20 protein-coding genes are annotated in these 24,256 nt (G+C 44.7%); 15 read left to right on the top strand and 5 right to left on the bottom strand.

The window, feature by feature from the left end:
• Nucleotides 1–8 precede the first annotated feature (8 nt).
• Together purB and DQN58_RS00985 are read left to right on the top strand one after the other, a co-directional pair.
• Nucleotides 9–1,376, top strand: a complete 1,368-nt coding sequence (gene purB, locus DQN58_RS00980) for an adenylosuccinate lyase (protein ID WP_032997996.1) — start codon at nucleotides 9–11, stop codon at nucleotides 1,374–1,376.
• Between the two features lie 224 nt (nucleotides 1,377–1,600).
• Entirely contained in the window at nucleotides 1,601–2,599 is a 999-nt protein-coding gene (locus DQN58_RS00985) for an iron ABC transporter substrate-binding protein (RefSeq protein WP_006719454.1), read from the top strand.
• Nucleotides 2,600–2,770: 171 nt separating this feature from the next.
• On the opposite strand, the gene DQN58_RS00990 is transcribed toward DQN58_RS00985, so the two are convergent.
• Nucleotides 2,771–5,047 (bottom strand): SEL1-like repeat protein, encoded by a 2,277-nt coding sequence (locus DQN58_RS00990; RefSeq protein ID WP_006719458.1) that lies wholly within the window; start codon nucleotides 5,045–5,047, stop codon nucleotides 2,771–2,773.
• Nucleotides 5,048–5,341: 294 nt separating this feature from the next.
• Between DQN58_RS00990 and DQN58_RS00995 the strand changes: the two genes are divergently transcribed.
• Complete coding sequence (locus DQN58_RS00995) at nucleotides 5,342–6,862, top strand: ABC transporter permease (RefSeq protein WP_006719460.1); 1,521 nt, start codon at nucleotides 5,342–5,344, stop codon at nucleotides 6,860–6,862.
• A gap of 17 nt (nucleotides 6,863–6,879) precedes the next feature.
• A complete protein-coding gene (locus tag DQN58_RS01000; RefSeq protein WP_032997997.1) occupies nucleotides 6,880–7,938 on the top strand; it encodes an ABC transporter ATP-binding protein in 1,059 nt (352 codons plus the stop codon).
• Between the two features lie 110 nt (nucleotides 7,939–8,048).
• Here DQN58_RS01000 and dusC read toward each other — a convergent pair whose 3' ends face one another.
• The 4 genes from dusC to rph form a co-directional block, all read right to left on the bottom strand.
• Complete coding sequence (gene dusC / locus DQN58_RS01005; RefSeq protein WP_006719464.1) at nucleotides 8,049–8,987, bottom strand: tRNA dihydrouridine(16) synthase DusC; 939 nt, start codon at nucleotides 8,985–8,987, stop codon at nucleotides 8,049–8,051.
• A 3-nt stretch (nucleotides 8,988–8,990) separates the two neighbouring features.
• Nucleotides 8,991–9,851, bottom strand: coding sequence for a co-chaperone DjlA (gene djlA / locus DQN58_RS01010; protein ID WP_006719466.1), 861 nt, complete (start codon nucleotides 9,849–9,851; stop codon nucleotides 8,991–8,993).
• 83 nt (nucleotides 9,852–9,934) lie between these two features.
• Complete coding sequence (gene pyrE / locus DQN58_RS01015) at nucleotides 9,935–10,579, bottom strand: orotate phosphoribosyltransferase (protein WP_006719468.1); 645 nt, start codon at nucleotides 10,577–10,579, stop codon at nucleotides 9,935–9,937.
• A 10-nt stretch (nucleotides 10,580–10,589) separates the two neighbouring features.
• On the bottom strand, nucleotides 10,590–11,306 hold the full coding sequence (gene rph, locus DQN58_RS01020; RefSeq protein WP_006719470.1) for a ribonuclease PH: 717 nt from the start codon (nucleotides 11,304–11,306) through the stop codon (nucleotides 10,590–10,592).
• A gap of 118 nt (nucleotides 11,307–11,424) precedes the next feature.
• Between rph and DQN58_RS01025 the strand changes: the two genes are divergently transcribed.
• The 11 genes from DQN58_RS01025 (at nucleotide 11,425) to relA (ending at nucleotide 24,247) form a co-directional block, all read left to right on the top strand.
• A complete protein-coding gene (locus DQN58_RS01025; protein WP_032998201.1) occupies nucleotides 11,425–12,288 on the top strand; it encodes a YicC/YloC family endoribonuclease in 864 nt (287 codons plus the stop codon).
• Nucleotides 12,289–12,315: 27 nt separating this feature from the next.
• Nucleotides 12,316–13,203, top strand: coding sequence for a CAF17-like 4Fe-4S cluster assembly/insertion protein YgfZ (gene ygfZ / locus DQN58_RS01030; RefSeq protein ID WP_032997999.1), 888 nt, complete (start codon nucleotides 12,316–12,318; stop codon nucleotides 13,201–13,203).
• The gene (locus DQN58_RS01035) at nucleotides 13,203–14,045 is read left to right on the top strand and encodes a patatin-like phospholipase family protein (RefSeq protein WP_006719475.1); all 843 of its coding nucleotides are present in this window, start codon (nucleotides 13,203–13,205) and stop codon (nucleotides 14,043–14,045) included. The genes ygfZ and DQN58_RS01035 overlap by 1 nt, the downstream gene beginning before the upstream one ends.
• A gap of 216 nt (nucleotides 14,046–14,261) precedes the next feature.
• Complete coding sequence (gene yedE, locus DQN58_RS01040) at nucleotides 14,262–15,473, top strand: selenium metabolism membrane protein YedE/FdhT (RefSeq protein ID WP_006719476.1); 1,212 nt, start codon at nucleotides 14,262–14,264, stop codon at nucleotides 15,471–15,473.
• 51 nt (nucleotides 15,474–15,524) lie between these two features.
• Nucleotides 15,525–15,794, top strand: coding sequence for a sulfurtransferase-like selenium metabolism protein YedF (gene yedF / locus DQN58_RS01045; protein ID WP_006719477.1), 270 nt, complete (start codon nucleotides 15,525–15,527; stop codon nucleotides 15,792–15,794).
• Nucleotides 15,795–15,993: 199 nt separating this feature from the next.
• The gene (locus DQN58_RS01050) at nucleotides 15,994–17,805 is read left to right on the top strand and encodes a monovalent cation:proton antiporter-2 (CPA2) family protein (protein ID WP_006719479.1); all 1,812 of its coding nucleotides are present in this window, start codon (nucleotides 15,994–15,996) and stop codon (nucleotides 17,803–17,805) included.
• Between the two features lie 271 nt (nucleotides 17,806–18,076).
• On the top strand, nucleotides 18,077–18,799 hold the full coding sequence (gene rpsB / locus DQN58_RS01060) for a 30S ribosomal protein S2 (RefSeq protein ID WP_006719480.1): 723 nt from the start codon (nucleotides 18,077–18,079) through the stop codon (nucleotides 18,797–18,799).
• Nucleotides 18,800–18,940: 141 nt separating this feature from the next.
• Nucleotides 18,941–19,789 carry a translation elongation factor Ts gene (gene tsf / locus DQN58_RS01065; protein ID WP_006719481.1) on the top strand — a complete coding sequence of 283 codons (849 nt, stop codon included), beginning with the start codon at nucleotides 18,941–18,943 and terminating at the stop codon, nucleotides 19,787–19,789.
• Nucleotides 19,790–19,947: 158 nt separating this feature from the next.
• Complete coding sequence (recO, locus tag DQN58_RS01070) at nucleotides 19,948–20,691, top strand: DNA repair protein RecO (protein ID WP_006719484.1); 744 nt, start codon at nucleotides 19,948–19,950, stop codon at nucleotides 20,689–20,691.
• A gap of 1 nt (nucleotide 20,692) precedes the next feature.
• On the top strand, nucleotides 20,693–22,009 hold the full coding sequence (rlmD, locus tag DQN58_RS01075; protein WP_006719485.1) for a 23S rRNA (uracil(1939)-C(5))-methyltransferase RlmD: 1,317 nt from the start codon (nucleotides 20,693–20,695) through the stop codon (nucleotides 22,007–22,009).
• A gap of 9 nt (nucleotides 22,010–22,018) precedes the next feature.
• On the top strand, nucleotides 22,019–24,247 hold the full coding sequence (gene relA, locus DQN58_RS01080; RefSeq protein WP_006719486.1) for a GTP diphosphokinase: 2,229 nt from the start codon (nucleotides 22,019–22,021) through the stop codon (nucleotides 24,245–24,247).
• Nucleotides 24,248–24,256: the final 9 nt, after the last annotated feature.

Genomic DNA, 24,256 nt, shown 5'->3' on the forward strand with positions numbered 1-24,256 from the left:
TTTCATCTATGCAACTTAGCGCGCTAACCGCACTTTCCCCGATTGATGGTCGTTATCAAGACAAAACCGCCCGTTTACGTCATATTTTCAGCGAATTCGGATTATTAAAATTCCGCGTCACGGTGGAAGTTCGTTGGTTACAAAAATTGGCGGCGACCGCACAAATCGCCGAAGTGCCTTCTTTGTCAAAAGAAGCAAACGATTACCTTAACCAAATTGTCACTAAATTTGCTATTGAAGATGCCGAGCGCATTAAAGAAATTGAAAAAACCACCAACCACGATGTGAAAGCAGTGGAATATTTCCTTAAAGAAAAAAGCGCAGCATTGCCTGAATTGGCGGCAATCAGTGAATTTATTCACTTTGCCTGCACCTCCGAAGACATCAACAACCTTTCCCACGCCTTAATGTTAAACACCGCGCGTGAAGAAGTGTTATTACCTGAATGGCAAAATTTAATCGAAAAAATCACCGCACTTGCCGAGCAATATAAAACCATTCCATTGCTTTCCCGCACGCACGGTCAACCGGCATCGCCAACCACCGTGGGCAAAGAAATGGCCAACGTGGTGTATCGTTTAAGACGCCAATACAAACAGTTACAACAAATCGATATTCTTGGCAAAATCAACGGCGCCGTGGGCAACTATAACGCCCATTTATCCGCTTACCCAAATATTGATTGGCATACCTTCAGCGAAGAATTTGTGACTTCTTTAGGAATCACATGGAACCCGTACACGACCCAAATCGAACCTCATGACTACATCGCCGAATTGTTCGATTGCGTGGCACGTTTTAACACGATTGTGATCGACTTTGACCGCGACCTGTGGGGTTACATCGCATTAAATCATTTCAAACAACGCACCATCGCCGGTGAAATCGGTTCTTCTACCATGCCACACAAAGTCAACCCAATCGACTTCGAAAACTCCGAAGGTAACCTTGGTTTGGCAAATGCCGTGATGGCACACTTAGGCAGTAAATTGCCGATTTCCCGTTGGCAACGCGATTTAACGGATTCCACCGTGTTGCGCAACCTTGGCGTAGGTTTAGGCTACTGCTTAATCGCCTATGCGGCGACCCAAAAAGGCATCAGCAAATTAGAAGTGAATGAAGCCCATTTACGTGAAGAATTGGATCAAAACTGGGAAGTGCTCGCCGAACCGATTCAAACCGTGATGCGTCGTTACGGCATTGAAAAACCGTACGAAAAACTAAAAGAACTCACCCGCGGCAAACGCGTCGATGCTAAAGCGATGTTTGATTTTATTGAGAAATTAGACATTCCGGCAGAAGAAAAAGCACGCTTGCAACAACTTACACCGGCAAGCTATATCGGTGCCGCAGTACAGTTGGTGGAAAAACTGTAACATCATTAACAAAAACGGTCGTATTTAATACGACCGTTTTTCTTTTTACGCTTTTCTCAGTCCAAAATTCACGAAAAAAACGACCGCACTTTTCACTCTCACCACCAAATCTTAATATTGAGAACAATTTGCATTTATACAAATATCCCCCTAGAATAGACACCGTTCAAATTTGCCATTTAGGCAAAATCTATTTGAATAAACATCTTTTAAAAGGAGCATTTATGAAACTTAGCGCATTAAAACTAGCAACACTTACCGCAGCATTGGCATTCTCTAGCGCTGCTTTCGCTGACATCACCGTGTATAACGGTCAACACAAAGAAGCAGCTAAAGCAGTCACCGAAGCCTTTACCAAAGAAACCGGTATTAAAGTCACTTTAAACAGCGCTAAAAGCGAACAGCTTGCCGGTCAGTTAAAAGAAGAAGGAGACAAAACCCCGGCTGATGTATTCTATACCGAACAAGTCGCCTCCTTTGTTGGATTATCCGACGCAGATCTACTTGAACCCCTCTCTGCAGACATCATTAAACAAACCCAATACAAGGGCGTACCGGTAGCACCGAAAAAAGACTGGATTGCCTTAAGCGGTCGTTCCCGTGTGGTGGTTTATGATAAAAATAAACTCTCCGAAAAAGACATGGAAAAATCCGTGTTAGATTACGCTACGCCAAAATGGAAAGATAAAATCGGTTATGTGCCGACTTCCGGTGCGTTCTTAGAACAAGTTGTAGCCATCACCAAACTAAAAGGCGAAAAAGCGGCATTAGACTGGCTAAAAGGCTTGAAAGAAAATGGCAAACTCTATGCGAAAAACAGCGTAGCATTACAAGCTGTCGAAAATGGCGAAGTGCCGGCTGCGTTGATTAACAACTATTATTGGTATGCCTTAGCAAAAGAAAAAGGCGAAGATAAATTAAACTCCCGTTTATACTTCATTCGTCACCAAGATCCGGGCGCATTAGTCACTTACTCCGGTGCTGCAGTGTTAAAAGGCTCCAAAAATAAAGAAGAAGCGAAAAAATTCGTCGAATTCTTAGCCAGCAAAAAAGGCCAAGAAGCGCTTGTGGCTGTCCGCGCAGAATACCCATTGCGCGCTGACGTGGTTTCTCCATTCAACATGGAACCTTACGCAAAACTAGAAGCCCCTGAAGTCACCGCAACAACAGCACAAGACAAAGAAAAAGCCAATAAATTAATTGAACAGGCCGGATTAAAATAATCACATCCCACGGTATCTCTCAAAATGAAATACCGTGGATACGGTTAAAAATATAAAAAGCCACCTGAAAGTGCGGTCGTTTTTCAACGCGTTTTTCGGGTGTTTTTTTGTTGTAAGAAGAATAATAGCTAAACAAGAAAAAGCTTCCAATAAGATGGAAGCTTTTTGGTTTTAGTCTTTCTTAATCGGAGGGTTCGCATAAATTGGCAATGATGAACGAGAAATCTTCACATTTGGGCATTTTTGTCTCATTTGATGTTGAAATACTTCTACTTTGTGTCTGCTATTGGTTTTCTCATAATTGGTGCCCAAAATCACTTCATCTACTACGTTGCTGATATCAGCATAAGGTAAATAAATAGATTGAGTCGTTTTGCAATATTTAATCTCTTCCGAGCCGATTTCTGCCATTTTTAGCACACGGAATTCTTCTTCATCACGAAAAGCAAAGTCTTTGAATAAATAGCGAATATATTCCAACGCATTTTTGTTTTTATCATTAACATGGTCTTTCTCCTTAAAAAAGCCAATAAGCTCTTGTAGAGCCTCTTTAAGTTGATCAAGACGAAAATTATGCCAATCTTTATTTCCACCTATCGTCTTCAAACAGATTCCAAATGAGTTATCTAGCCATCTTTGACATTTTTCTTCAGCAATGTATTCATCTTTATATGCGATATAAGCAACTTGATAAAGTGGTAGGTTTTCGTATTCCACATTGGAAATATTAGCCTCCTTAAATTCAGCTAAATTTTCGTCCTGATTTTTGGTAATACTACGGAAGGGTGCTGAAATGTCAGGTACTTTTAGCCAATCTCCGTTTTTATTGAATACCAAACAACAGCCCGAAGCTTCAACCCCATCTTCTTTGCCATACAGACGGAATTGATTCAAATCGTTCACCCGGCTAGAAAAGCAGGCAAAAAAAGCATTGTGGTGTAAACAATCCGTTTTATTTTCTAATTCCAAATCTTGTAGCGATAACAATTCCAGTAACCCTTCTCCCTCAGAAGGATCATTCATATAAGAAGAACTGCCTATTCTCATTGGGCTAGAATCATCCTCATTAACAACACCAAACAGTTTGTTACACACTGAGGAAGACGCGTAATGCGCAAGCGGAGTTAAACCCAGTTCAATCGGAGGAATATGTAAAACTGCTAAAACAGTAGAAATTGCTTTCTTTAGTTTTTCATCTAGGATGTTATTCTCATTTGAAAATAAAAACTCATGTATCTCTTGCTTTTTCTCATTAAAATAACCCTCCCAGTTCGTTTCAAGAAAGTCAATATTTCTGGAACAATGTTTAATTCCAGATTGAGCATTGATTTGCTTTTGAATGCTTATTTGCTTATCAGTCAGCTGTTCGGCTAGTTCGAGCTGCTTTCTGAAATACTCAATTGCTTGTAAAAATAAACCCTTTGCTTCACTTATGTCTTTAACCTTCATTGCCTGTTCTAAATAACAACCACCAAGCCAAGATTGAGCATTAATTTGCTTTTGAATGCTTATTTGCTTATCAGTCAGCTGTTCGGCTAGTTCGAGTTGCTCTTGGTGATACTTAACGGCTTGGGCAAATAAATCCTTCGCTTCCCTTATGTCTTTAACCTTCAGTGCCTGCTCGAAATAACAACGACCAAGCCCAAATTGGGCATTGATTTGCTGTTGAATTCTTGTTTGCTCATCAGTTAACTGTTCGGCTAGTTTAAGTTGCTCTTGGTTGTGCTCAATAGCTTGGGCAAATAACCCTTTCGCCTCCGTTATATCTCTAACCTTCCGTGCCTGCTCAAAATAACAACCACCAAGCCAAGATTGGGCATTGATTTGCTTTTGAATGCTTATTTGCTTATCAGTCAGCTGTTCGGCTAGTTTGAGTTGCTCTTGATGATACTTAACGGCTTGGGCAAATAAATCCTTCGCTTCCCTTATGTCTTTAACCTTCAGTGCCTGCTCTAAATAACAACGACCAAGCCTAAATTGGGCATTGATTTGCTTTTGAATGCTTATTTGCTTATCAGTCAGCTGTTCGGCTAGTTTGAGTTGCTCTTGGTGATACTTAACGGCTTGAGCAAATAAATCCTTCGCTTCCCTTATGTCTTTAACCTTCAGTGCCTGCTCTAAATAACAACGACCAAGCCAAGATTGAGCATTGATTTGCTTTTGAATGCTTATTTGCTCATCAGTCAGCTTTTTGGCAAGTTTGAGTTCCTCTTGGTGATACTTAACGGCTTGGGCAAATAAATCCTTCGCTTCCCTTATGTCTTTAACCTTTATTGCCTGCTCGAAATAACAACGACCAAGCCAAAATTGAATATTATTTTGTTCCTCAAGTTGAGAGTTTTTATCTTCAATCTCATCCAAAGCCTGATTAAATTTTGCAATTGCTTGATCAAAATTATTACTTTTGAATAAACCCACACCTTCTTTAATTAAATCATCAACACTCATTGTTTTATTCCTTATGAAAATGCCTTAACGGAAATCAAATTTCGTTAGTAATGAAAATGACATAACTCATTAAGTTTGTTTATATTATCCCGAAAATATCCATGCAAATTTTAATGATTTTAATTCTGAAAAGGAAGCTATAATAGTGCGCTGAAAACAAAATGAAGAGATTTTCATATAGCTAATTTGTGGCAACAATGGCTTTCAGCAAGTATAGATAAGCGCCGGAATTTGGTATATTGCTCTTCCAACCCGAACCATTAATTTGAACCCAATACTAAAAAGGACAAGCCCTTGAACCGTAATCCTCCGTTTTGGCTGACCGCCTTGATTATTCTGATCAGCTTGCCGTTGATTCTACCGTTTCTCTATGTGGTGGTTCGGGCGGTTGATGTGGGTTGGGTACGCAGCATTGAGTTACTTTGGCGACCGCGTATGTGGGAGCTGTTGAGCAATACGTTATTGCTGATGGTGTGCGTGACGACATTTTCCATCATCCTCGGTACGGTTTGCGCCTTTTTGTTAGAACGCTATCGCTTTTGGGGTAAGCCTTTTTTTCAGGTGGCGATGACATTGCCGCTTTGTATTCCTGCCTTTGTCAGTTGTTTCACATGGATTAGTCTCACTTTTAGCGTTGAGGGCTTTTGGGGTACGATCGGCATTATGACCTTAAGCTATTTTCCGCTTGCCTATTTGCCTGTTGCCGCCACGTTAAAACGGCTGGATCGGTCATTGGAGGAAGTCAGTCTTTCTCTCGGCAAAAGCCGTCGCGATACCTTTTGGTATGCCATATTCCCCCAGTTAAAACCGGCTATCGGCAGCAGTATTTTATTAATCGCATTACATACATTGGTGGAATTCGGTGCCGTGTCTATTTTGAATTATCAAACCTTCACCACGGCTATTTTCCAAGAGTATGAAATGGCCTTTAACAACAATACGGCGGCGTTACTGTCGGCGGTGTTAATGGTGATTTGTGCCTTGATCGTGTTCGGCGAAATTTTCTTTCGTGGACAACAAATCCTGTATAACAGCGGCAAAGGGGTGACTCGCCCTTATCCGGTGAAAAATTTAACCGCCGGCAAGCAATTCTTGACTGTTATTTTTTTCCTCACAATTTTTATCCTCAGCATCGGTGTGCCACTCATCATGTTGATTCACTGGATGTTTGTAGGCACGTCTATTGAAAGTGAGGTGGATTTTTCCGCCTTTTTCGAAGCCTTCAGCAATTCCTTGATGGTTTCCGGTTTAGGCGCGGGGCTCACCGTGCTTTGCGCCCTGCCGCTCGTTTGGAGCGCCGTGCGTTATCGCAACCGCCTCACCGTGTGGATTGACCGCCTGCCTTATTTATTGCACGCCGTGCCGGGTTTGGTTATCGCCTTGTCATTGGTGTATTTCACCATTAACTATGCTTATTCTTTCTACCAAACGTTCCTCATGGTGGTGGTCGCCTATTTCATGTTGTATTTGCCGATGGCGCAAACCACATTGCGTAGCTCCTTGGAACAAATATCCGACAATGTAGAAAAAGTGGGGCAAAGCCTTGGACGTAGTCATTTTTATATTTTCCGCACGCTCACCATTCCCGCCATGTTGCCGGGCATTACCGGTGCGTTTGCGTTGGTGTTTCTAAACCTGATGAAAGAACTCACCGCCACCTTATTACTCACCCCGAACGACATCAAAACCTTATCCATCGCCGTTTGGGAATACACCAGCGATGCCCAATATGCCGCCGCCACACCTTATGCCGTGATGTTAGTGCTATTTTCCGGCATTCCGGTGTTTTTATTGAAAAAATATGCGTTTAAATAATGACAATACAAACTTCTATGCAAACAACACCACTCCTCCAAATCCACTGCCTCAATAAACATTTCGGGCAGACACATGTGCTACGTGATATTTCCCTTGAATTGCATAGTGGCGAAATCTTGTTTTTACTCGGTGCTTCCGGCTGTGGAAAAACGACTTTGCTACGTGCTATTGCCGGTTTTGAACAACCTGATAACGGTGAAATTTACCTAAAAGAGCGGTTGATTTTTGGCGCAAATTGCAATATTCCACCGCAACAGCGTCGGCTAGGTTATGTGGTGCAAGAAGGCGTGTTATTTCCACACTTGAATGTGTATCGCAATATTGCTTACGGGTTGGGCGATGGCAAAGGTCGCTCCCCGGAAGAACGACAACGCATTGACGAAGTCATGGCGCTTACCGGCATTTGTGCACTCGCCGACCGTTTTCCACACCAACTTTCCGGTGGGCAACAACAACGTGTCGCCTTGGCACGCGCCATTGCGCCAAATCCTGAACTGATTTTATTAGACGAACCGTTCAGTGCCTTAGATGAACACCTTCGCCAACAAATCCGTCATGATATGTTGCAAGCACTGCGCCAAAGTGGCACCTCCGCCATTTTCGTCACCCATGATCGTGACGAGGCTTTGCGTTATGCCGATAAAATCGCAGTGTTGCAAAATGGAGAAATCTTACAAATTGCCAACCCACGTACGCTTTATTGGTCGCCAAAACACCTTTCCACTGCCACCTTTATCGGCGAAAGCATTGTGTTGCCGGCAACCTTAAATTCACCTTCAACGGCGCATTGCCAATTAGGTGATATTGCCGTCATAGACAAAAGCCAAGGGCAACAAAGCGGCACGCTACTTCTCCGTCCAGAACAATTCTGTTTGTCAAAAACACCGCAAAATTCCACCGCACTTTTTAACGCCATCGTCCACCACGTGGAATTCAAAGGCAAAATAACGGCGATTCAAATTGAAATAAATGGCTTCGAAATTGAATTAGAGGAACACCATGGAATTGAGTTGTGTGTAGGAGATAAGGTTGACGTTTATTTATATGGCACGGGCTTGTTTTATGGCGAATAAGTGTTGGCTTTATGGCGATTGTAATTTACGTTGTAGGTAAAAAAGCGCTATTAATGAGCATATGAGTTAAAAAGTGCGGTGCATTTTTCAGTTATTTTTCAAACAGGAAGCTAGCCCAAGTACGCTTCCAATAACGCTCTTAATTCATCTCCATCATGGCACCGTTTCACCACCTCGAACAACGCGGTGGCTTCTTCATATTCGTATTTTAAATACTGTAGCCATTGCTTAATGCGTGCCACGTGGTAAAAACCGCTGTCGTGGCAATTTTCTAATGTGGCGTATTTGCGCAAAATCGGCAAGATTTCAGACCAGCTTAACGGAGCATCGTTATGTTTTAGCACACGGCTTAAATTAGGCATATTAAGCGCCCCACGACCAACCATTAAATCTTCACAGCCGGTCATTTCTAAGCATCGTTGCCCATCTTCCCAACGCCAAATTTCGCCATTAGCGATCACAGGAATATGGAGTTTTTGCCGGATTTCACCAATTTTTTGCCAGTTGATACGATCAGCGCGATAGCCATCCACTTTGGTGCGGCCGTGAATCGCAATTTCTGTCGCGCCACCTTGTTGCACCGCATCCGCAATGTCAAAAGCAAAGTCGGTGGAATCCCAGCCTAAGCGCACTTTAACAGTCACTGCCTGTTCTGGTGGAACGGCTTGACGAATGGCTTTGGTGGCTTGGTAAATAAGTTCCGGTTGCTTTAACAAAGAGGCGCCGCCGTTGCTGCCATTCACGGTTTTCGACGGACAGCCACAATTTAAATCAACGCCGTGGGAACCTAATTGAATGGCAAGTTCGGCATTTTCCGCCAGCCATTGCGGATGTTGTCCAAGCAGTTGCACACGTACCGGCGTACCGCTTGGCGTACAGCCTTGTTGGAGTAATTCAGGGCAAAGACGATAAAAGACTTTCGGTGGGAGGCGTTGATCCACCACGCGGACAAATTCGGAAATGCACAAATCGTAATCGTTCACTTCCGTTAATAATTGACGCACGAGAGGATCAAGCACGCCCTGCATCGGGGCTAAAATGACGCGCAAAGGTTATTTCCAACCTTTGGCTTTGCAAATCAAGTCGTATGCGGCTTGAATTTGCTGGGTTTTCTCTTTCGCCATTTCCATCATTTCCGGTGGCAACCCTTTTGCCACTAATTTATCCGGATGATTTTCATTCATTAAACGACGATAGGCACGTTTCACTGTGGGCTGATCGTCTGTCGCGCTGACCCCAAGCACTTGATAAGCATCGTTTAAGGTTGGGCCGGAAGAAGATTGAGATTGCTGTTGATAGCCACCTTGGGAGCCGGAATGTTGCTCGTAGTAGCCGCCTTGTTGATAAAAACCGCCGCGTGCAAAGTGACGCGCCGCCATTTCCATCGCCAACATTTGCTCAAATTGAACACGAGATAAGCCCAGTTCTTCAGCAACAATAAACAGCACGTCTTTTTCATTATCATGTAAATGATCATCAGAAAAGGCGGCTTGAATTTGCACAGATAAAAACGCCCGTAATAAATCTGCACGTTGTCCGCAACCAAGACGAAATTCACGAATCACCTGACGAATTGGAAAATCTGTCTGTTTGCCACGATTAAATGCCTCTTGCGCTAAACGACGACCGGCATCGTCCAGTTGCATTTGATCCATTAAATGAGTCGCTAATAGAATGTCATTTTCCGTGACGCGCCCTTTGGCTTTGCTTAAATGCCCCAACACCGCAAAGGTGGTTTGCATAAACAGTAACTGACGGGTGGTTTTCGTTTTGAAGAAAGAAGAATTGACTGTGCCCAGTTCATACAGTTTTTTATCCGCAAGATGCCCTAGAAACACACCGGCCAACATGCCAAAAAAACCGCCCAATCGAAAGCCGATTAAGGCACCTAAAAATTTCCCAATAAAATTCATTGTCGCTCCGTTAGGGTCAAAAAAGTGCGGTGGATTTTCTCAGCAAATTGAAAAACGCGTGGAAAAACAACCGCACTTTCGCTTTATTTAATACCGTATTGCTCACGATAAGCGCGCATTGCCGGTAAATATTGTTGGTATTCCGGTTGAGTTTCAATGAACGCCATCAAATCGGCAAAATCAATGATGGATAACACGTCGCATTGGTAATCGCGCTCGACTTCTTGAATAGCAGACAGCTCGCCATTGCCACGTTCTTGACGATTTAAGGCAATCAATACCGCACTTAATTGCGCTTCATTGGCTTGAATAATTTGCATGGATTCACGAATTGCCGTACCGGCAGTGATCACATCATCCACCAACAACACCTTGCCGCGCAACGGACTACCGATTAAATTGCCGCCCTCGCCGTGATCTTTGGTTTCTTTGCGGTTAAAGCATACCGGTTTATTGATGTCAAAGCGGTTAAATAACGCAATAGATACCGCGGTGGCAATGGGAATGCCTTTGTACGCCGGGCCAAAAATCATGTCGTATTGCAAACCGGCATCTTGCAAGGCTGCCGCATAAAATTCACCTAAACGGGCAAGATCGGCACCTTGGTTAAACAAACCTGCGTTAAAAAAATAAGGGCTAATGCGACCAGATTTCAAGGTGAACTCGCCAAATTTTAAAACCTGACGGGCAAGGGCGAATTCAATAAACTGTTGTTTATAGTTTTCCATCTTCCTATCCTTATTCTGCCAATGCCGCACGTTGGGTTTGGAAAATGACCTCACAGCCTTGTTTGGCCAGATCTAATAAGGTTAATAATTCCTCATGGCTGAACGGTTCGCCTTCTGCGGTGCCTTGCACTTCAATCATGCGGCCGTCTTCCATCATGACCACATTCATGTCTGTTTCTGCAGCGGAATCTTCTACGTATTCCAAATCACATACTGCTTCGCCGTTTACGATGCCGACAGAAATCGCCGCCACCAAACCTTTTAATGGATTTTTGCTTAATGTGCCGTTTGCCACTAAACCGTTCAACGCATCACATAACGCCACGCAAGCGCCGGTAATGGAGGCGGTACGTGTACCGCCGTCCGCTTGGATCACATCACAATCTAAGGTCACACAACGCTCACCAAGGGCTTCCAAATCCACCATGGCGCGTAAGGAACGGGCAATTAAACGTTGAATTTCCAAGGTACGACCGCCTTGTTTGCCTTTTGCCGCTTCACGTTGCATACGGCTATGGGTTGAACGTGGCAACATGCCATATTCCGCCGTGACCCAACCTTGTCCCTGTCCTTTTAAAAAGCGCGGCACGCCATCTTCCACGGTGGCAGTACACAACACTTTGGTATCGCCAAATTCCACCAGCACGGAACCTTCCGCGTGTTTAGTGTAATGACGGGTGATTTTAATTGGGCGGGTTTGGTGGTTGGCACGTTGATTCGGACGCATGAAAAATTCCTCGTTAAGCAATAAAAAATCGCGCCATTTTAGCACGCAAACTGACAGAAACGAAATTTGGCAGTACAATAGCACGCAAATTTTAGCGCCTAAAAATGAAGGAATTATTATGATTTATAGCATGACGGCATTCGCCAGTTTAGAAATTAAAAAAGACTGGGGAAACGCAGTTTGGGAAATCCGTTCGGTTAATCAACGTTATTTAGAAACCTTTTTCCGCCTGCCGGAACAATTCCGCAGTTTAGAAAACACCTTACGCGAAACCCTGCGTCAAAAACTCACTCGTGGCAAAATCGAATGTACCCTGCGTATTGATAATAAAAAACAAACTGCCGCCGAATTACACATTAACCAAGAACTCGCCACGCAAGTATTGCAATCTTTACAATGGCTAAAACAGCAAGCGGGCGAAGGTGAACTCAATTTAACCGATGTATTACGCTACCCGGGCGTGGTGGAAGTGCCGGAGCAAGACGTGGATTTAATCAGCCAAGATCTATTGGCAGCCTTTGAACAGGTTGTGAGTGAATTTATCGCTATGCGTCAGCGCGAAGGGGAGAAAATCCATACGTTGCTGACACAACGCCTTGAAGCCATCCATGAAGAACAACAAAAAGTGCGGTCCAAAATGCCGGAGATTTTACAATGGCAACGCGAGCGTATGTTGCAACGCTTTGAAGAAGTCCAGCTGCAACCGGATCCACAACGTTTAGAACAAGAGTTGATTATGTTGGCGCAACGCATTGATGTCGCCGAAGAATTAGATCGTTTGCAATTACATGTCAAAGAAACGCAAAACATTCTGCGAAAAGGCGGTGCGGTGGGACGCAAGTTGGATTTCATGATGCAAGAGCTCAACCGCGAATCCAACACCTTGGCGTCTAAATCCATTAATGTCGATGTGACCAATTCCGCCATTGAGCTGAAAGTGCTCATCGAGCAAATGCGCGAACAAATTCAAAATCTTGAGTAATTGATTGATATTTTTGAGGAAAGTACGATGGCCTATTCCCTTTTAACGGCACAACAAGACGACATTATTTGCCCGTTAACACACTACTCACTGATTGAAATTGTGGGCACGGATGCAGAAAAATATTTGCAGGGACAGCTTACTTGCGATGTCACTAAGTTAGCTGTTGGCGAATCCACTCTTACCGCCCATTGCGATCCGAAAGGCAAAATGAGCGCGCTGTTCCGTTTAATTCGTCAAGATGAACAGACCTTTTATATGCTGTTAAAAAGTGCGTTATTGCCATCGGCGCTGGATCAACTGAAAAAATATGCGGTGTTTTCCAAAGTCACTTTCACGCTGTTAGATTGGCAAATTCTCGGCGCAGCCGGCACAAAAGGCATCGAAAAGTGCGGTCAATTTTCTGCACAAATTCGCATTGATATAAATGGGCAACAACCGCGGGTGATTTTACTCAACCCGACCTACTTAGCCCTCGAACCTACTGTTGAAGCAGAAGCTTGGGATTTATTGGATATTCAAGATGGCGTGCCTGGTTTAGCGGCAGCGACCCAACTAGAATTTATTCCGCAAGCGTTAAACCTGCAAAGTGTCGAACAGGCGATTTCCTTCCACAAGGGTTGTTACATCGGGCAGGAAACCGTGGCGCGCGCCAAATATCGTGGCGCCAATAAACGCGCCCTCTTTATTTTCGCGGCACGAACGCAAAGTCTGCCGGAAATCGGTTCCGCCCTAGAAATGGCACTCGGCGACAACTGGCGAGCCACAGGCACCATCACAAGTGCGGTCAATTTTCACGGCGTTTTGTGGTTGCAGGCCGTGTTAAATACGCCGTTGGAAGAAGGTCAGGCATTCCGCTTGCCGAACTGCCAAACCTTGCTCGATATGCAACCCTTGCCTTATGAGTTAAGCTAATGAAAGTCGGATTGGTATTGGAAGGTGGCGCTATGCGCGGGATGTTCACCGCCGGCGTGTTGGATGTTTTCCTCGATGAACAGATTCACATTGACGGCATTGTAAGCGTGTCCGCCGGTGCATTATTCGGTGTGAATTTTCCTTCTAAACAAAAAGGGCGTGTACTGCGCTACAACAAAAAATACCTCAACGACAAACGCTACATGGGCTGGCACAGCCTGTTCACCACGGGCAATATCGTCAACAAAGACTTTGCCTTCTATCAATTGCCTTTTGAATTGGACGTGTTCGATCAAGAAGCATTCGCCCGTTCCGGCATCGACTTTTACACGGTGTTAACCAACGTGGAAAGCGGCGAAGCGGAATATGTGAAAATCCACGATGCCTTTGAGCAAATGGAAACCCTGCGTGCCACCTCCGCCATGCCTTTCGTGTCAAAAATGGTGGAAATCAATGGTAAGAAATATTTAGACGGTGGCATTGCAGACAGTATTCCGTTGCGTTTCTGCCAACAGTTGGGCTACGACAAAATCATCGTCATTCTCACCCGCCCATTGGATTACCGCAAAACGCCGACCAATCCGCTGATTTTTAATGCTTTTTATCGCCGTTACCCAAAACTGGTCGAACGCCTGACCAACCGCTATGCCGACTATAACCGTGCAGTGGAAGACGTCATTCGTCTTAACGAACAAGGCGAGATTTTTGTTATTCGCCCTTCTGTTACGCTGCCTATTCGCCGTATTGAAAAAGACGTCGCCAAAGTGCAGGCAATGTATGACTTAGGGGTGCGTGACGGACAAGACATTCTGCCGGCCCTAAAAGCCTATCTAGCTAAGTAAAAACCTGAAAAAAATCCACCGCACTTTTCCCATTTTTCGCACAAATATTATTGCAAAAATGTTAATAATTCTTTAGACTAGCGCCCGCAAATTTAATTTGTAATTTCATTTATATCGCAAGTTTGTGTATAGGAAATGACAAAGCCCTTCTTTTGAGCCTTTTCTCATTGTTATACCTTCCTTGTAATACTTTCATTCACCTTAATAGGATAAAAAATGAACGAAGTTTTACAACAGTTCAAACAACAATATTTGATTAAATATTGGAATCCCGTTATCGCCGTTATCGCCGCCGGTTTAATCTCGGCCTATTATTTCGGCATTACCGGTACGTATTGGGCGGTCACCGGCGAATTTACCCGCTGGGGCGGTCATGCACTACAAACCTTGGGCATCGATGTGTCCAATTGGAGCTACTACAAAATCATCGGTATGCAAGGCACTATTTTCACCCGTGTTGATGGCGTGATGATCTTAGGCATGTTTGCCGGTTGTATCTCCGCGGCCTTGTGGGCAAACAACGTGAAATGGCGTAACCAGCCACATAAACGCCGCATTGTACAAGCCTTAATCGGCGGCGCCATTGCCGGTTTCGGCGCACGTTTAGCCATGGGCTGTAACCTTGCCTCGTTATTTACCGGCATTCCACAATTTTCCGTGCACGCTTGGTTTTTCACCATTGCCACAGCCCTTGGAACTTACGCCGGCGTAAAAGTCACTTTATTACCGATGTTCCGTGTGAAATTGGAATTGAAAAAAGGCGCCGCGAAATTACAAGAAAGCGATCCGAAAAGAGCGCAACGCCGTTTTTGGATCGGCATGATGGTTTTCTTCGCTTACCTCATCGCCTCCTTTTATGTGATGACTCAGTCCGTCAAATTGGGCTTCGCCATGCTATGCGGTTTAGCTTTCGGTTTACTTATCGAACGTGCGCAAATCTGCTTCACATCGGCTTTCCGTGATCTTTGGGTAACCGGCCGCGCTTACATGGCAAAAGCCATTATTTTCGGCATTCTTGCAGGCACCATCGGTGTGTTTAGTTACATTCAATTAGGCGTTCCGGCAAAAATCATGTGGGCGGGTCCAAATGCGATTATCGGTGGTTTATTATTCGGTTTCGGCATTGTATTAGCCGGCGGTTGTGAAACCGGTTGGATGTACCGCGCGATGGAAGGCCAAGTACATTTTATGTGGGTGGGTATCGGCAACGTTATCGGTTCTACCTATCTCGCCTACGCTTGGGATGATTTGGCACCGGCATTGGCGCTTGACTACGAAAAACTGAACTTACTGAAAGAATTTGGTCCGGTCGGCGGATTATTGGTGAACTACGGTTTATTGATCGTCTGCTTAATCGCTGTCGTCTGGTGGGAAAAACGCTTTCTTGCCAAAGCAAAAGCCAAAATCGCCGCTCTCGCACAGGCGTAAAAGTGCGGTTTGATTTGACGTTATTTTTATTTCACAGAAGGAAAACACATTATGGCATTTACCGTTGTACACAAACTAGATAAAGATCCCAAAGACATCGTTCCGGATTACACCATCGACACCGTGGGCGAGCCTTGTCCCTATCCTGCCATCGTCATGTTAGAAAGCATGCCTGAACTCAAAGAAGGGGAAGTGTTGGAATTGTTAAGCGACTGCGCACAATCCATCAACAACATTCCGGTGGACACTAAAAACCACGGTTATACTTTATTAAGCGTGGAACAAGATGGCACAAAATTACGTTATTTGATTCAGCGTTAATCAATGTTCAGAAAAGTAAAAGCCCGTTTGATACGGGCTTTATTTTTTCCCAAAAGAAAGGATGAGATAAGTTCTTTAAAAAATTGACTAAACCTATCAAAAAATTTGCCTATTTCCTCAACAATTTGTCCGAAAAAAACGCTAAAATAAGCAGCTTTTTTAATATTCATCGCTATAACATTTATTTCGGGAGAACAAGATGGAAGCTCAGGGGGCGGGTGATTTAATTCGCGTTGTCACGTTATTAGGTGCGGCTGTTGTGGCGGTGCCATTATTTAAACGCATCGGTTTAGGGTCGGTGCTGGGGTATTTAGCTGCCGGCTTAATTATCGGCCCCTTCGGGTTGAAATTAGTGACCGATTCTCACGCCATTTTGCACATTGCAGAATTTGGTGTGGTGATGTTCCTGTTCATGATTGGTTTGGAAATGAAACCGTCCCATTTATGGAGCTTACGCAAACAAATTTTCGGGCTAGGCAGTTTACAAGTGGTGATATCCGCTCTGTTAATGACCCTCGTTTCCGTACAATTCGGCATTTCTTGGGAGGTGGCCTTTATTTGTTCTTCCGGTTTCGTGCTTACCTCCACCGCCATCGTGATGCAAGTGTTGGGAGAACGTAAACGCCTGTCCACCCGCCCGGGACAAAAAATGGTATCAATCTTATTATTTGAAGATTTGCTGATCGTGCCGTTACTGGCTATTGTGACCTACCTTTCCCCACTCGAAACCGAAAGCACCATATCTTGGTGGGAATCCGCCACAATCGCTTTAGTTGCGTTGGCTATGCTTGTGCTTATTGGACGTTTCATTTTGAATCCGGTATTCCGTATTTTAGCCGACTCCAAAGCTCGCGAAGTGATGACCGCCGCCGCCTTATTTGTGGTATTGGGCTCGGCATTACTGATGGAAGAAGCGGGCTTATCACAAGCCATGGGCGCTTTTGTTGCCGGTGTCATGCTGTCGGAATCGGCTTTCCGCCATCAATTGGAAGCAGACATTGAACCGTTCCGTGGTTTATTGTTAGGGCTATTTTTCCTCGGGGTGGGAATGTCACTCAATCTCACCGTCGTGGCTGAAAACTGGATGCTAATTGGCATCGGTGTATTCGCCTTAATGCTGACAAAAGGTATCTGTATTTATCTCGTTGCCCGCGCAGCAAAAAGCACACACAAAACGGCGATGGAACGTGCTTTGCTCATGGCTCAAGGTGGGGAATTTGCTTTTGTTTTGTTTGCTCAAGCCTTCAACCAAAAAGTTATTGATGAAACCGTCAATGCCAACATGACCGCAATCGTTGTGCTGTCCATGGTGTTAACGCCTATTATGTTGGTTTTGTATGAAAAATTCGCACCCAAACCGACTGCAGAAGAATTACCTGCCGATGAAATCGACGAACAACATCCGATTCTCATCGTCGGCATGGGACGTTTTGGTCAAATCGTGAATGACTTATTGCGCTTAAGCGGCTATGCCACCACCGTTGTTGATTTGAACCCGGACATGATCAAAGGCTTCAATGAATACGGCATTAAATCCTATTTTGGCGACGCATCTCGCCGTGAATTTCTTATCGCTGCCGGTTTAGAACAAGCCGAAATATTGGTCATCGCCATTAATAATAAAGAACAAGCAGAAAACATCGTGCACTTTGCTCGTGAAGTGAATCCGAACATTAAAATCATTGCTCGTGCTTACGACCGTTTCAGCACCTTTGCCTTACACGAAGCCGGCGCAGACGAAATTATCCGTGAAACCTTCGATGCCGCCGTGCGTGCGGGTAAACGCGCGCTGGAAACATTAGGCATGGAGCCGGAATTAGTGAAAGAAATCGGCGACTATTATTTTGATGCGGATCGCCATGAAGTCGCCCTCATGTCACAGGTTTATGATCCCAACATGGGGTTATTCCAAAACCCGCTCATGCGTGATATTGCCCGCGAATGCGATCAAAAAATGGCGGCCGATATCCAAGAAATCATTCTGAGAGCGAAGGAAAAAGAAGAGGAATAAAACATCGCAAAAACAGACCGCACTTTACGTCCTAAAGTGCGGTCGTTTTTTTATCTGTTTTTATGTCAATTTTCCTCTCACAGCAAAATCCGCTGGAAACCCACCGCACTTTATGGTATAAAGCACGCCGTTATTTTGCTGTTTAAAAGTAACGTTTATTTTTTAATCAATTTACTAAAACACACACATATCAGAAAGGCTAAATCGGGGTGCCAAACGGTCGATTGGCTGGATATGTGGAGGCTAAACCCCAAACAAAAGGAAAATTATTATGGCACAAGTTTCTATGCGCGATATGCTTCAAGCAGGCGTTCACTTCGGTCACCAAACTCGTTACTGGAACCCAAAAATGAAACCATTCATTTTCGGACCACGCAACGGCGTTCATATCATCAACCTTGAAAAAACCGTTCCAATGTTCAACGCAGCATTAGCTGAGTTAACCCGCATTGCGAGCAACAACGGTAAAGTATTATTCGTTGGTACCAAACGCGCAGCAACCGATGCAGTGCAAGCAGCAGCATTAGACTGTCAACAATACTATGTAAACCACCGTTGGTTAGGCGGTATGTTGACCAACTGGAAAACAGTTCGTCAATCCATCAAACGTTTAAAAGATTTAGAAACTCAATCTCAAGACGGCACTTTCGACAAATTAACCAAAAAAGAAGCGTTAATGCGTACCCGTGAGATGGAAAAACTTGAATTAAGCCTTGGCGGTATCAAAGAGATGGGCGGTCTTCCGGATGCATTATTCGTTATCGGTGCAGACCACGAACATATCGCAGTGAAAGAAGCAAACAACTTAGGTATTCCTGTATTTGCTATCGTTGATACTAACTCTAGCCCGGACGGCGTAGATTTCGTTATCCCAGGTAACGATGACGCAGCACGTGCAATTCAACTTTATCTTTCTTCTGCTGTTGCTGCGATCAAAGAAGGTCGTGGTAACGAAGAAGCGGTTGCTGAAGAATTAGCGCAAGCCGCAGAATAATTCTGGCGATTGCGATAAGGCGTAAGCCCTTATTAATCAGACGATTAATTAATGAGCAGGGGGCTAAATAGCTCCCTGTATTTTTTAGAGCTAAAAGTGTGGTCTTTTTCCACCGCACTTTAACCGACAGAGGATTTTAAAATGGCTGAAATCACAGCATCATTAGTAAAAGAACTGCGTGAACGTACCGGCGCAGGCATGATGGAATGTAAAAAAGCATTAGTTGAAGCAAACGGCGACATCGAATTAGCTATCGACAACATGCGTAAATCTGGTCAAGCAAAAGCGGCGAAAAAAGCAGGCCGTGTTGCAGCTGAAGGTGTTATCCTTGCTCGCGTACAAAATGGTTTCGGTGTATTAGTTGAAATGAACTGCGAAACTGACTTCGTAGCAAAAGATGCCGGCTTCTTAGGTTTAGCCAACGAAGTGGCTGATTTCGCAGCAGCAAACAAAGGTGCAACCATCGAACAACTTCAAGCACAATTTGAAGAAAAACGTGCTGCATTAGTGGCGAAAATCGGTGAAAACATGACCATCCGTCGTGTTGCTTACATCGAAGGCGATGTTGTAGGTTCTTACCTACACGGCGCGAAAATCGGTGTATTAGTGGCTGGTAAAGGTGCAGACGATGAATTGTTAAAACACATCGCAATGCACGTTGCAGCAAGCCGCCCAGACTACGTTAACCCAAGCGACGTTCCGGCTGAAGTGGTTGAACACGAACGTAACATCCAAGTGGATATCGCAATGCAATCCGGTAAACCACGCGAAATCGCAGAAAAAATGGTTGAAGGCCGTATGAAGAAATTCACCGGTGAAGTTTCTTTAACTGGCCAACCATTCGTCATGGATCCGTCTAAATCCGTTGGCGATTTGTTAAAAGAAAAAGGTGCCGACATCTCTAACTTCATCCGCTTAGAAGTGGGCGAAGGTATCGAGAAAGTGGAAACCGACTTCGCTGCAGAAGTAGCGGCAATGTCCAAAGCTTAATTGAACATTTGAGCAAAAAAGCAGGTGTCAAAGCCTGCTTTTTTATTGCCTGTTGTTCCGAAATCCTCCTTGCAGCAATTCTGTTATATTCCATTTCCTTTTCTTCTAAAATCGCCTACAAAATCCCACAAAGTGCGGTGGGAAATCTGCTAAAATAAATGCCGGTTTTTTATCGACGAAAGGGCGACATCATCGAAAATTGGCAACGCGGTTTCGTACTACATCGCAAATCTTACAGCGAAACCAGTTTATTGGTAGATTTACTCACCGAAGATTTCGGGCGTATCAGCGTATTGGCAAAAGGCGCACGGGCAAAGCGCTCCATGTTAAAAGGCGTGCTACAACCCTTTACACCGCTCCTGCTACGTTGGAGCGGGCGTGGTGACCTGAAAATCCTGACCAAAGCAGAACCTGCCGCCATTGCCTTACCCTTACAAAATGTTGCCTTATACAGCGGATTTTATTTAAACGAACTCATTTGCCGCGTATTGGAACCGGAAACAGCCTATCCGCAATTGTTCCAACACTATTTGCAATGTTTAACGCAATTAGCCTTATCACAAACTCACGTGGAGCCTGCGCTACGCACCTTTGAATTTCAACTCTTGCGCACCTTAGGCTATGGCATTGATTTCACTCATTGTGCCGGCTCCGGTAAAGCCGTGGAAGCGGACATGACCTATCGTTACCGCGAAGAAAAAGGCTTTATTGCTTCCTTAATCAAGGATAATTTAACCTTTTACGGGCGGGAATTATTGGCCTTTGAACAAACCCAATTTGACGAACCCTCTGTATTATCGGCAGCCAAACGCTTCACGCGCATTGCATTAAAACCGTATTTAGGCGACAAGCCCTTGAAAAGCCGAGAATTATTCACCCAACACAGCTTATATTCAAAATAACATGGCATTACTTTACAGCGACAACAAACCAAAGAAAAAGACCGCAAATTTCACCGCACACATTCTTGATTTAGATTATCAAGGCTTAGGTGTGGCTAAAATCAACGGCAAAACCTGGTTTATTGAAAACGCGTTGCCGCAAGAAAGCGTAGAGGTTCGCGTATTGGAAGAAAAACGCCAATACGGTCAAGGCGTAGCGCAGCGTATTTTACGCCCAAGTCCTCAGCGCCAAACACCGCCATGCGTTTATTTTGAACAATGCGGGGGATGCCAAAATCAACACATTCCTATTGAATTACAACGTTCTGCCAAGCAAACCGCATTGGTTCAACGCTTATCCCGTTTACAGCCGGTGCCTATTCATTTCATGCCGTTATTGCAAGGCGAACCTTGGCATTACCGCCGTCGGGTACGCTTAAGTGTGTTGTTGGACAGTAAAAATCGTAAACTGAATATCGGCTTACGGCGTAAAAATTCACAGCAAATTATTCCGATTGAACATTGTTTGGTGTTGGAACAGCCGCTGAATGATTTATTGCCCAAACTGACCGCACTTTTCTCGCAATGGTCAATGCCACAACAGCTGGGGCATATTGAACTTGTTGCGGCAGACAATGGCATCGCCATGTTATTACGCCATATAAAAAACGTCGGTGAAACCGACCGCACTTTATTATTACGGTTTGCCGAACAACACCAACTCATGTTATTTGTACAAGAACATGACAGCATTGAACATTGGTATGGCGAACAGCCTTATTACCGTTTGGGCGATGACATCACGTTGCAATTTGATATTCGCGATTTCATTCAAATTAATGCACAATTAAACCGTCAAATGATCGCAACAGCGTTAGACTGGTTGGAGCTTAATCCACAGGATCATGTGTTAGATTTGTTCTGTGGTATGGGCAACTTCACCTTACCGCTAAGTCGCAAAGTAAAAAGTGCGGTAGGAATTGAAGGTGTTTCTGCGATGGTGGAAAAAGCCCGCGCCAATGCCGAACGAAACGGTTGTCATAATGTCCAATTTTACCGGACTGATTTGGATAAACCCTTTATCAGTCAAGCGTGGGCGCAGCAACCCTTCAATAAAATTTTGCTCGACCCACCACGCACAGGCGCGGCATTTGCTTTAAATGCACTCTGTCAGTTACAGGCTGAAAGCATTCTGTATGTTTCTTGCAATCCTGCAACACTCGTGCGAGATACGGAAATCTTGCGTGACGCAGGCTACCAATTGGATAAAGTCGCCATGATCGATATGTTCCCGCAAACCGGTCATTTGGAGTCGATAAGTTTATTTCGAAAAAGATAAGGATTCGTTATGGTCGCTGTGAGAGGATCTCATTTATTAAATCCTAAAGATTTTGAGATTGAAAAATGGTGCGCTAATTTGAATGTCGCGGAAAATGTCAAAGCCAACTTAATAACGGCATGGCATTATTCGCAACAGAAAATGACCTTGCGTGCCGAGCATCAGCAGGAAGAAGCCCATTTGCTGACGTTCGGCGTGGAAATGGTGGAAATCCTCAACAGCTTAAACATGGATGCCGATAGCTTGTTCACCGCCATGCTCTTCCCTATTGTCCGCGATCAACTAGTGGATTTAGCCCAAATTGAAGAAGATTTCGGCGCGAATATCAGCAAACTGGTACGCGGTGTTATCGAAATGGACAATATCCGCCAACTCAACATCACCCATTCTGCCAGCAGCTTACAGGTGGATAACGTGCGCCGAATGTTGCTCGCCATGGTAGATGATTTCCGCTGTGTGATTATCAAATTGGCGGAACGTATAGCTTTCTTGCGTGATGCCGAAAAAAATTATACAGAAGAAGAACGCGTCCTCGCCGCGAAAGAATGTGCCAATATTTACGCCCCGCTTGCCAACCGCTTAGGCATCGGACAGCTCAAATGGGAACTGGAAGATTACTGTTTCCGTTATCTGCACCCGGAACAATATCGCGCCATCGCCAAATTATTAAAAGAGCGTCGTCTTGACCGCGAACAATATATTGCCGATTTTGTCTCCGAACTTTCCGGTTATTTACAAGAAAATATCCCACAAGTCGAAGTGTATGGTCGCCCGAAACACATTTACAGCATTTGGCGAAAAATGCAGAAAAAGCACTTAGAGTTCAGTGACTTATATGACGTCCGCGCGGTGCGCATCGTCGTGCAAAAATTGCAAGATTGTTACACCGCACTTGGCATTGTACACACCCACTTCAAACATCTGCCAAAAGAATTCGACGATTATGTTGCCAATCCAAAACCGAACGGCTACCAATCTATTCACACCGTAGTGTTGGGTAAAGGTGGCAAACCGATCGAGGTACAAATTCGTACCCAACAAATGCACGATGATGCCGAGTTGGGCGTTGCGGCACACTGGAAATACAAAGAAGGCGCCAGCGCCGGTCGTAACGGCTACGAAGAAAAAATCGCCTGGCTACGCAAACTCTTAGCGTGGCAAGACGATATTGCCGATTCCGGTGAAGTCATGGCGGAATTACGCAGCCAAGTGTTCGATGATCGCGTGTATGTCTTTACACCGAAAGGCGAAGTCGTGGATTTACCAACCGGCTCCACGCCGCTGGATTTTGCCTACGCCATTCACAGTGAAATTGGTCACCGTTGTATCGGCGCCAAAGTGGGCGGACGCATTGTGCCGTTCACCTATCAGCTCCAAATGGGCGATCAGGTGGATATCATCACGCAGAAAAACCCGAACCCAAGCCGCGACTGGCTTAACCCGAATCTCGGCTTTACCCACACGGCAAAAGCCCGTGCAAAAATACACGCGTGGTTCAAAAAACAGGATCGGGACAAAAACATTCCGGCCGGCAAAGAATTGTTGGAAAGTGAAATCAACCGCTTGGGCATCAGCTTAAAACAAGTGGAACAACAAGCCTTGCCGCGTTACAACCTAAAAAATCTCGATGATTTATACGCGGGCATCGGCGGCGGTGATATTCGTATCGGGCCGTTAATCAACTTCCTGCAAAACAAATTCATCAAAATTTCCGCACAGGAAGTGGATGAAGAAATCTTGCGTCACGTCAGCACCAAAAGTGCAGCTAACGCTCAACAAAAAACCGAACGTAAAGATTGCGTTATCGTCGAAGGCGTCGGCAACTTGATGCACCACATTGCACGTTGTTGCCAACCGATTCCGGGCGACAGCATTGTGGGCTACATCACCATGGGGCGTGGTATTTCTATTCACCGTTGTGATTGCGAACAATTCCTTGAGCTGCAAAGCGTTCACCCGGAACGTGTAGTCGAATCCCGTTGGGGCGATAATTATTCTAACGGCTTCCATCTCAACATTCGCATTGTGGCGTCAGATCGTAACGGCTTATTACGCGACATCACCACCGTGCTGGCAAACGACAAAATCAGCGTACTCGGCGTGTCTTCCCGTACGGATACAAAACGCCAAGTGGCAAACATCGACATGCAAATTGAACTCAACAACGTGGAAATGTTGAGTAAGATTCTATCCCGTTTGGAAAAACTGGATGATGTCATTGAAGCTAAACGCCTCTAATAACAATAA

It is taken from the genome of Aggregatibacter segnis ATCC 33393, assembly GCF_900476035.1.
GTDB lineage: Bacteria > Pseudomonadota > Gammaproteobacteria > Enterobacterales > Pasteurellaceae > Aggregatibacter > Aggregatibacter segnis.

Excerpts from the sequence above, each read along its gene's own strand:
- pyrE (WP_006719468.1), bottom strand. The coding sequence starts at position 10,579 with ATGGAAAACTATAAACAACAGTTTATTGAATTCGCCCTTGCCCGTCAG.
- ygfZ (WP_032997999.1), top strand. The coding sequence starts at position 12,316 with ATGGCCTATTCCCTTTTAACGGCACAACAAGACGACATTATTTGCCCG.
- recO (WP_006719484.1), top strand. The coding sequence starts at position 19,948 with ATGCCGGTTTTTTATCGACGAAAGGGCGACATCATCGAAAATTGGCAA.
- yedF (WP_006719477.1), top strand. The coding sequence starts at position 15,525 with ATGGCATTTACCGTTGTACACAAACTAGATAAAGATCCCAAAGACATC.
- DQN58_RS00990 (WP_006719458.1), bottom strand. The coding sequence starts at position 5,047 with ATGAGTGTTGATGATTTAATTAAAGAAGGTGTGGGTTTATTCAAAAGT.
- tsf (WP_006719481.1), top strand. The coding sequence starts at position 18,941 with ATGGCTGAAATCACAGCATCATTAGTAAAAGAACTGCGTGAACGTACC.
- rph (WP_006719470.1), bottom strand. The coding sequence starts at position 11,306 with ATGCGTCCGAATCAACGTGCCAACCACCAAACCCGCCCAATTAAAATC.
- DQN58_RS01025 (WP_032998201.1), top strand. The coding sequence starts at position 11,425 with ATGATTTATAGCATGACGGCATTCGCCAGTTTAGAAATTAAAAAAGAC.
- rlmD (WP_006719485.1), top strand. The coding sequence starts at position 20,693 with ATGGCATTACTTTACAGCGACAACAAACCAAAGAAAAAGACCGCAAAT.
- djlA (WP_006719466.1), bottom strand. The coding sequence starts at position 9,851 with ATGAATTTTATTGGGAAATTTTTAGGTGCCTTAATCGGCTTTCGATTG.
- relA (WP_006719486.1), top strand. The coding sequence starts at position 22,019 with ATGGTCGCTGTGAGAGGATCTCATTTATTAAATCCTAAAGATTTTGAG.
- purB (WP_032997996.1), top strand. The coding sequence starts at position 9 with ATGCAACTTAGCGCGCTAACCGCACTTTCCCCGATTGATGGTCGTTAT.
- rpsB (WP_006719480.1), top strand. The coding sequence starts at position 18,077 with ATGGCACAAGTTTCTATGCGCGATATGCTTCAAGCAGGCGTTCACTTC.
- DQN58_RS01050 (WP_006719479.1), top strand. The coding sequence starts at position 15,994 with ATGGAAGCTCAGGGGGCGGGTGATTTAATTCGCGTTGTCACGTTATTA.
- DQN58_RS01000 (WP_032997997.1), top strand. The coding sequence starts at position 6,880 with ATGCAAACAACACCACTCCTCCAAATCCACTGCCTCAATAAACATTTC.
- yedE (WP_006719476.1), top strand. The coding sequence starts at position 14,262 with ATGAACGAAGTTTTACAACAGTTCAAACAACAATATTTGATTAAATAT.
- DQN58_RS01035 (WP_006719475.1), top strand. The coding sequence starts at position 13,203 with ATGAAAGTCGGATTGGTATTGGAAGGTGGCGCTATGCGCGGGATGTTC.
- DQN58_RS00985 (WP_006719454.1), top strand. The coding sequence starts at position 1,601 with ATGAAACTTAGCGCATTAAAACTAGCAACACTTACCGCAGCATTGGCA.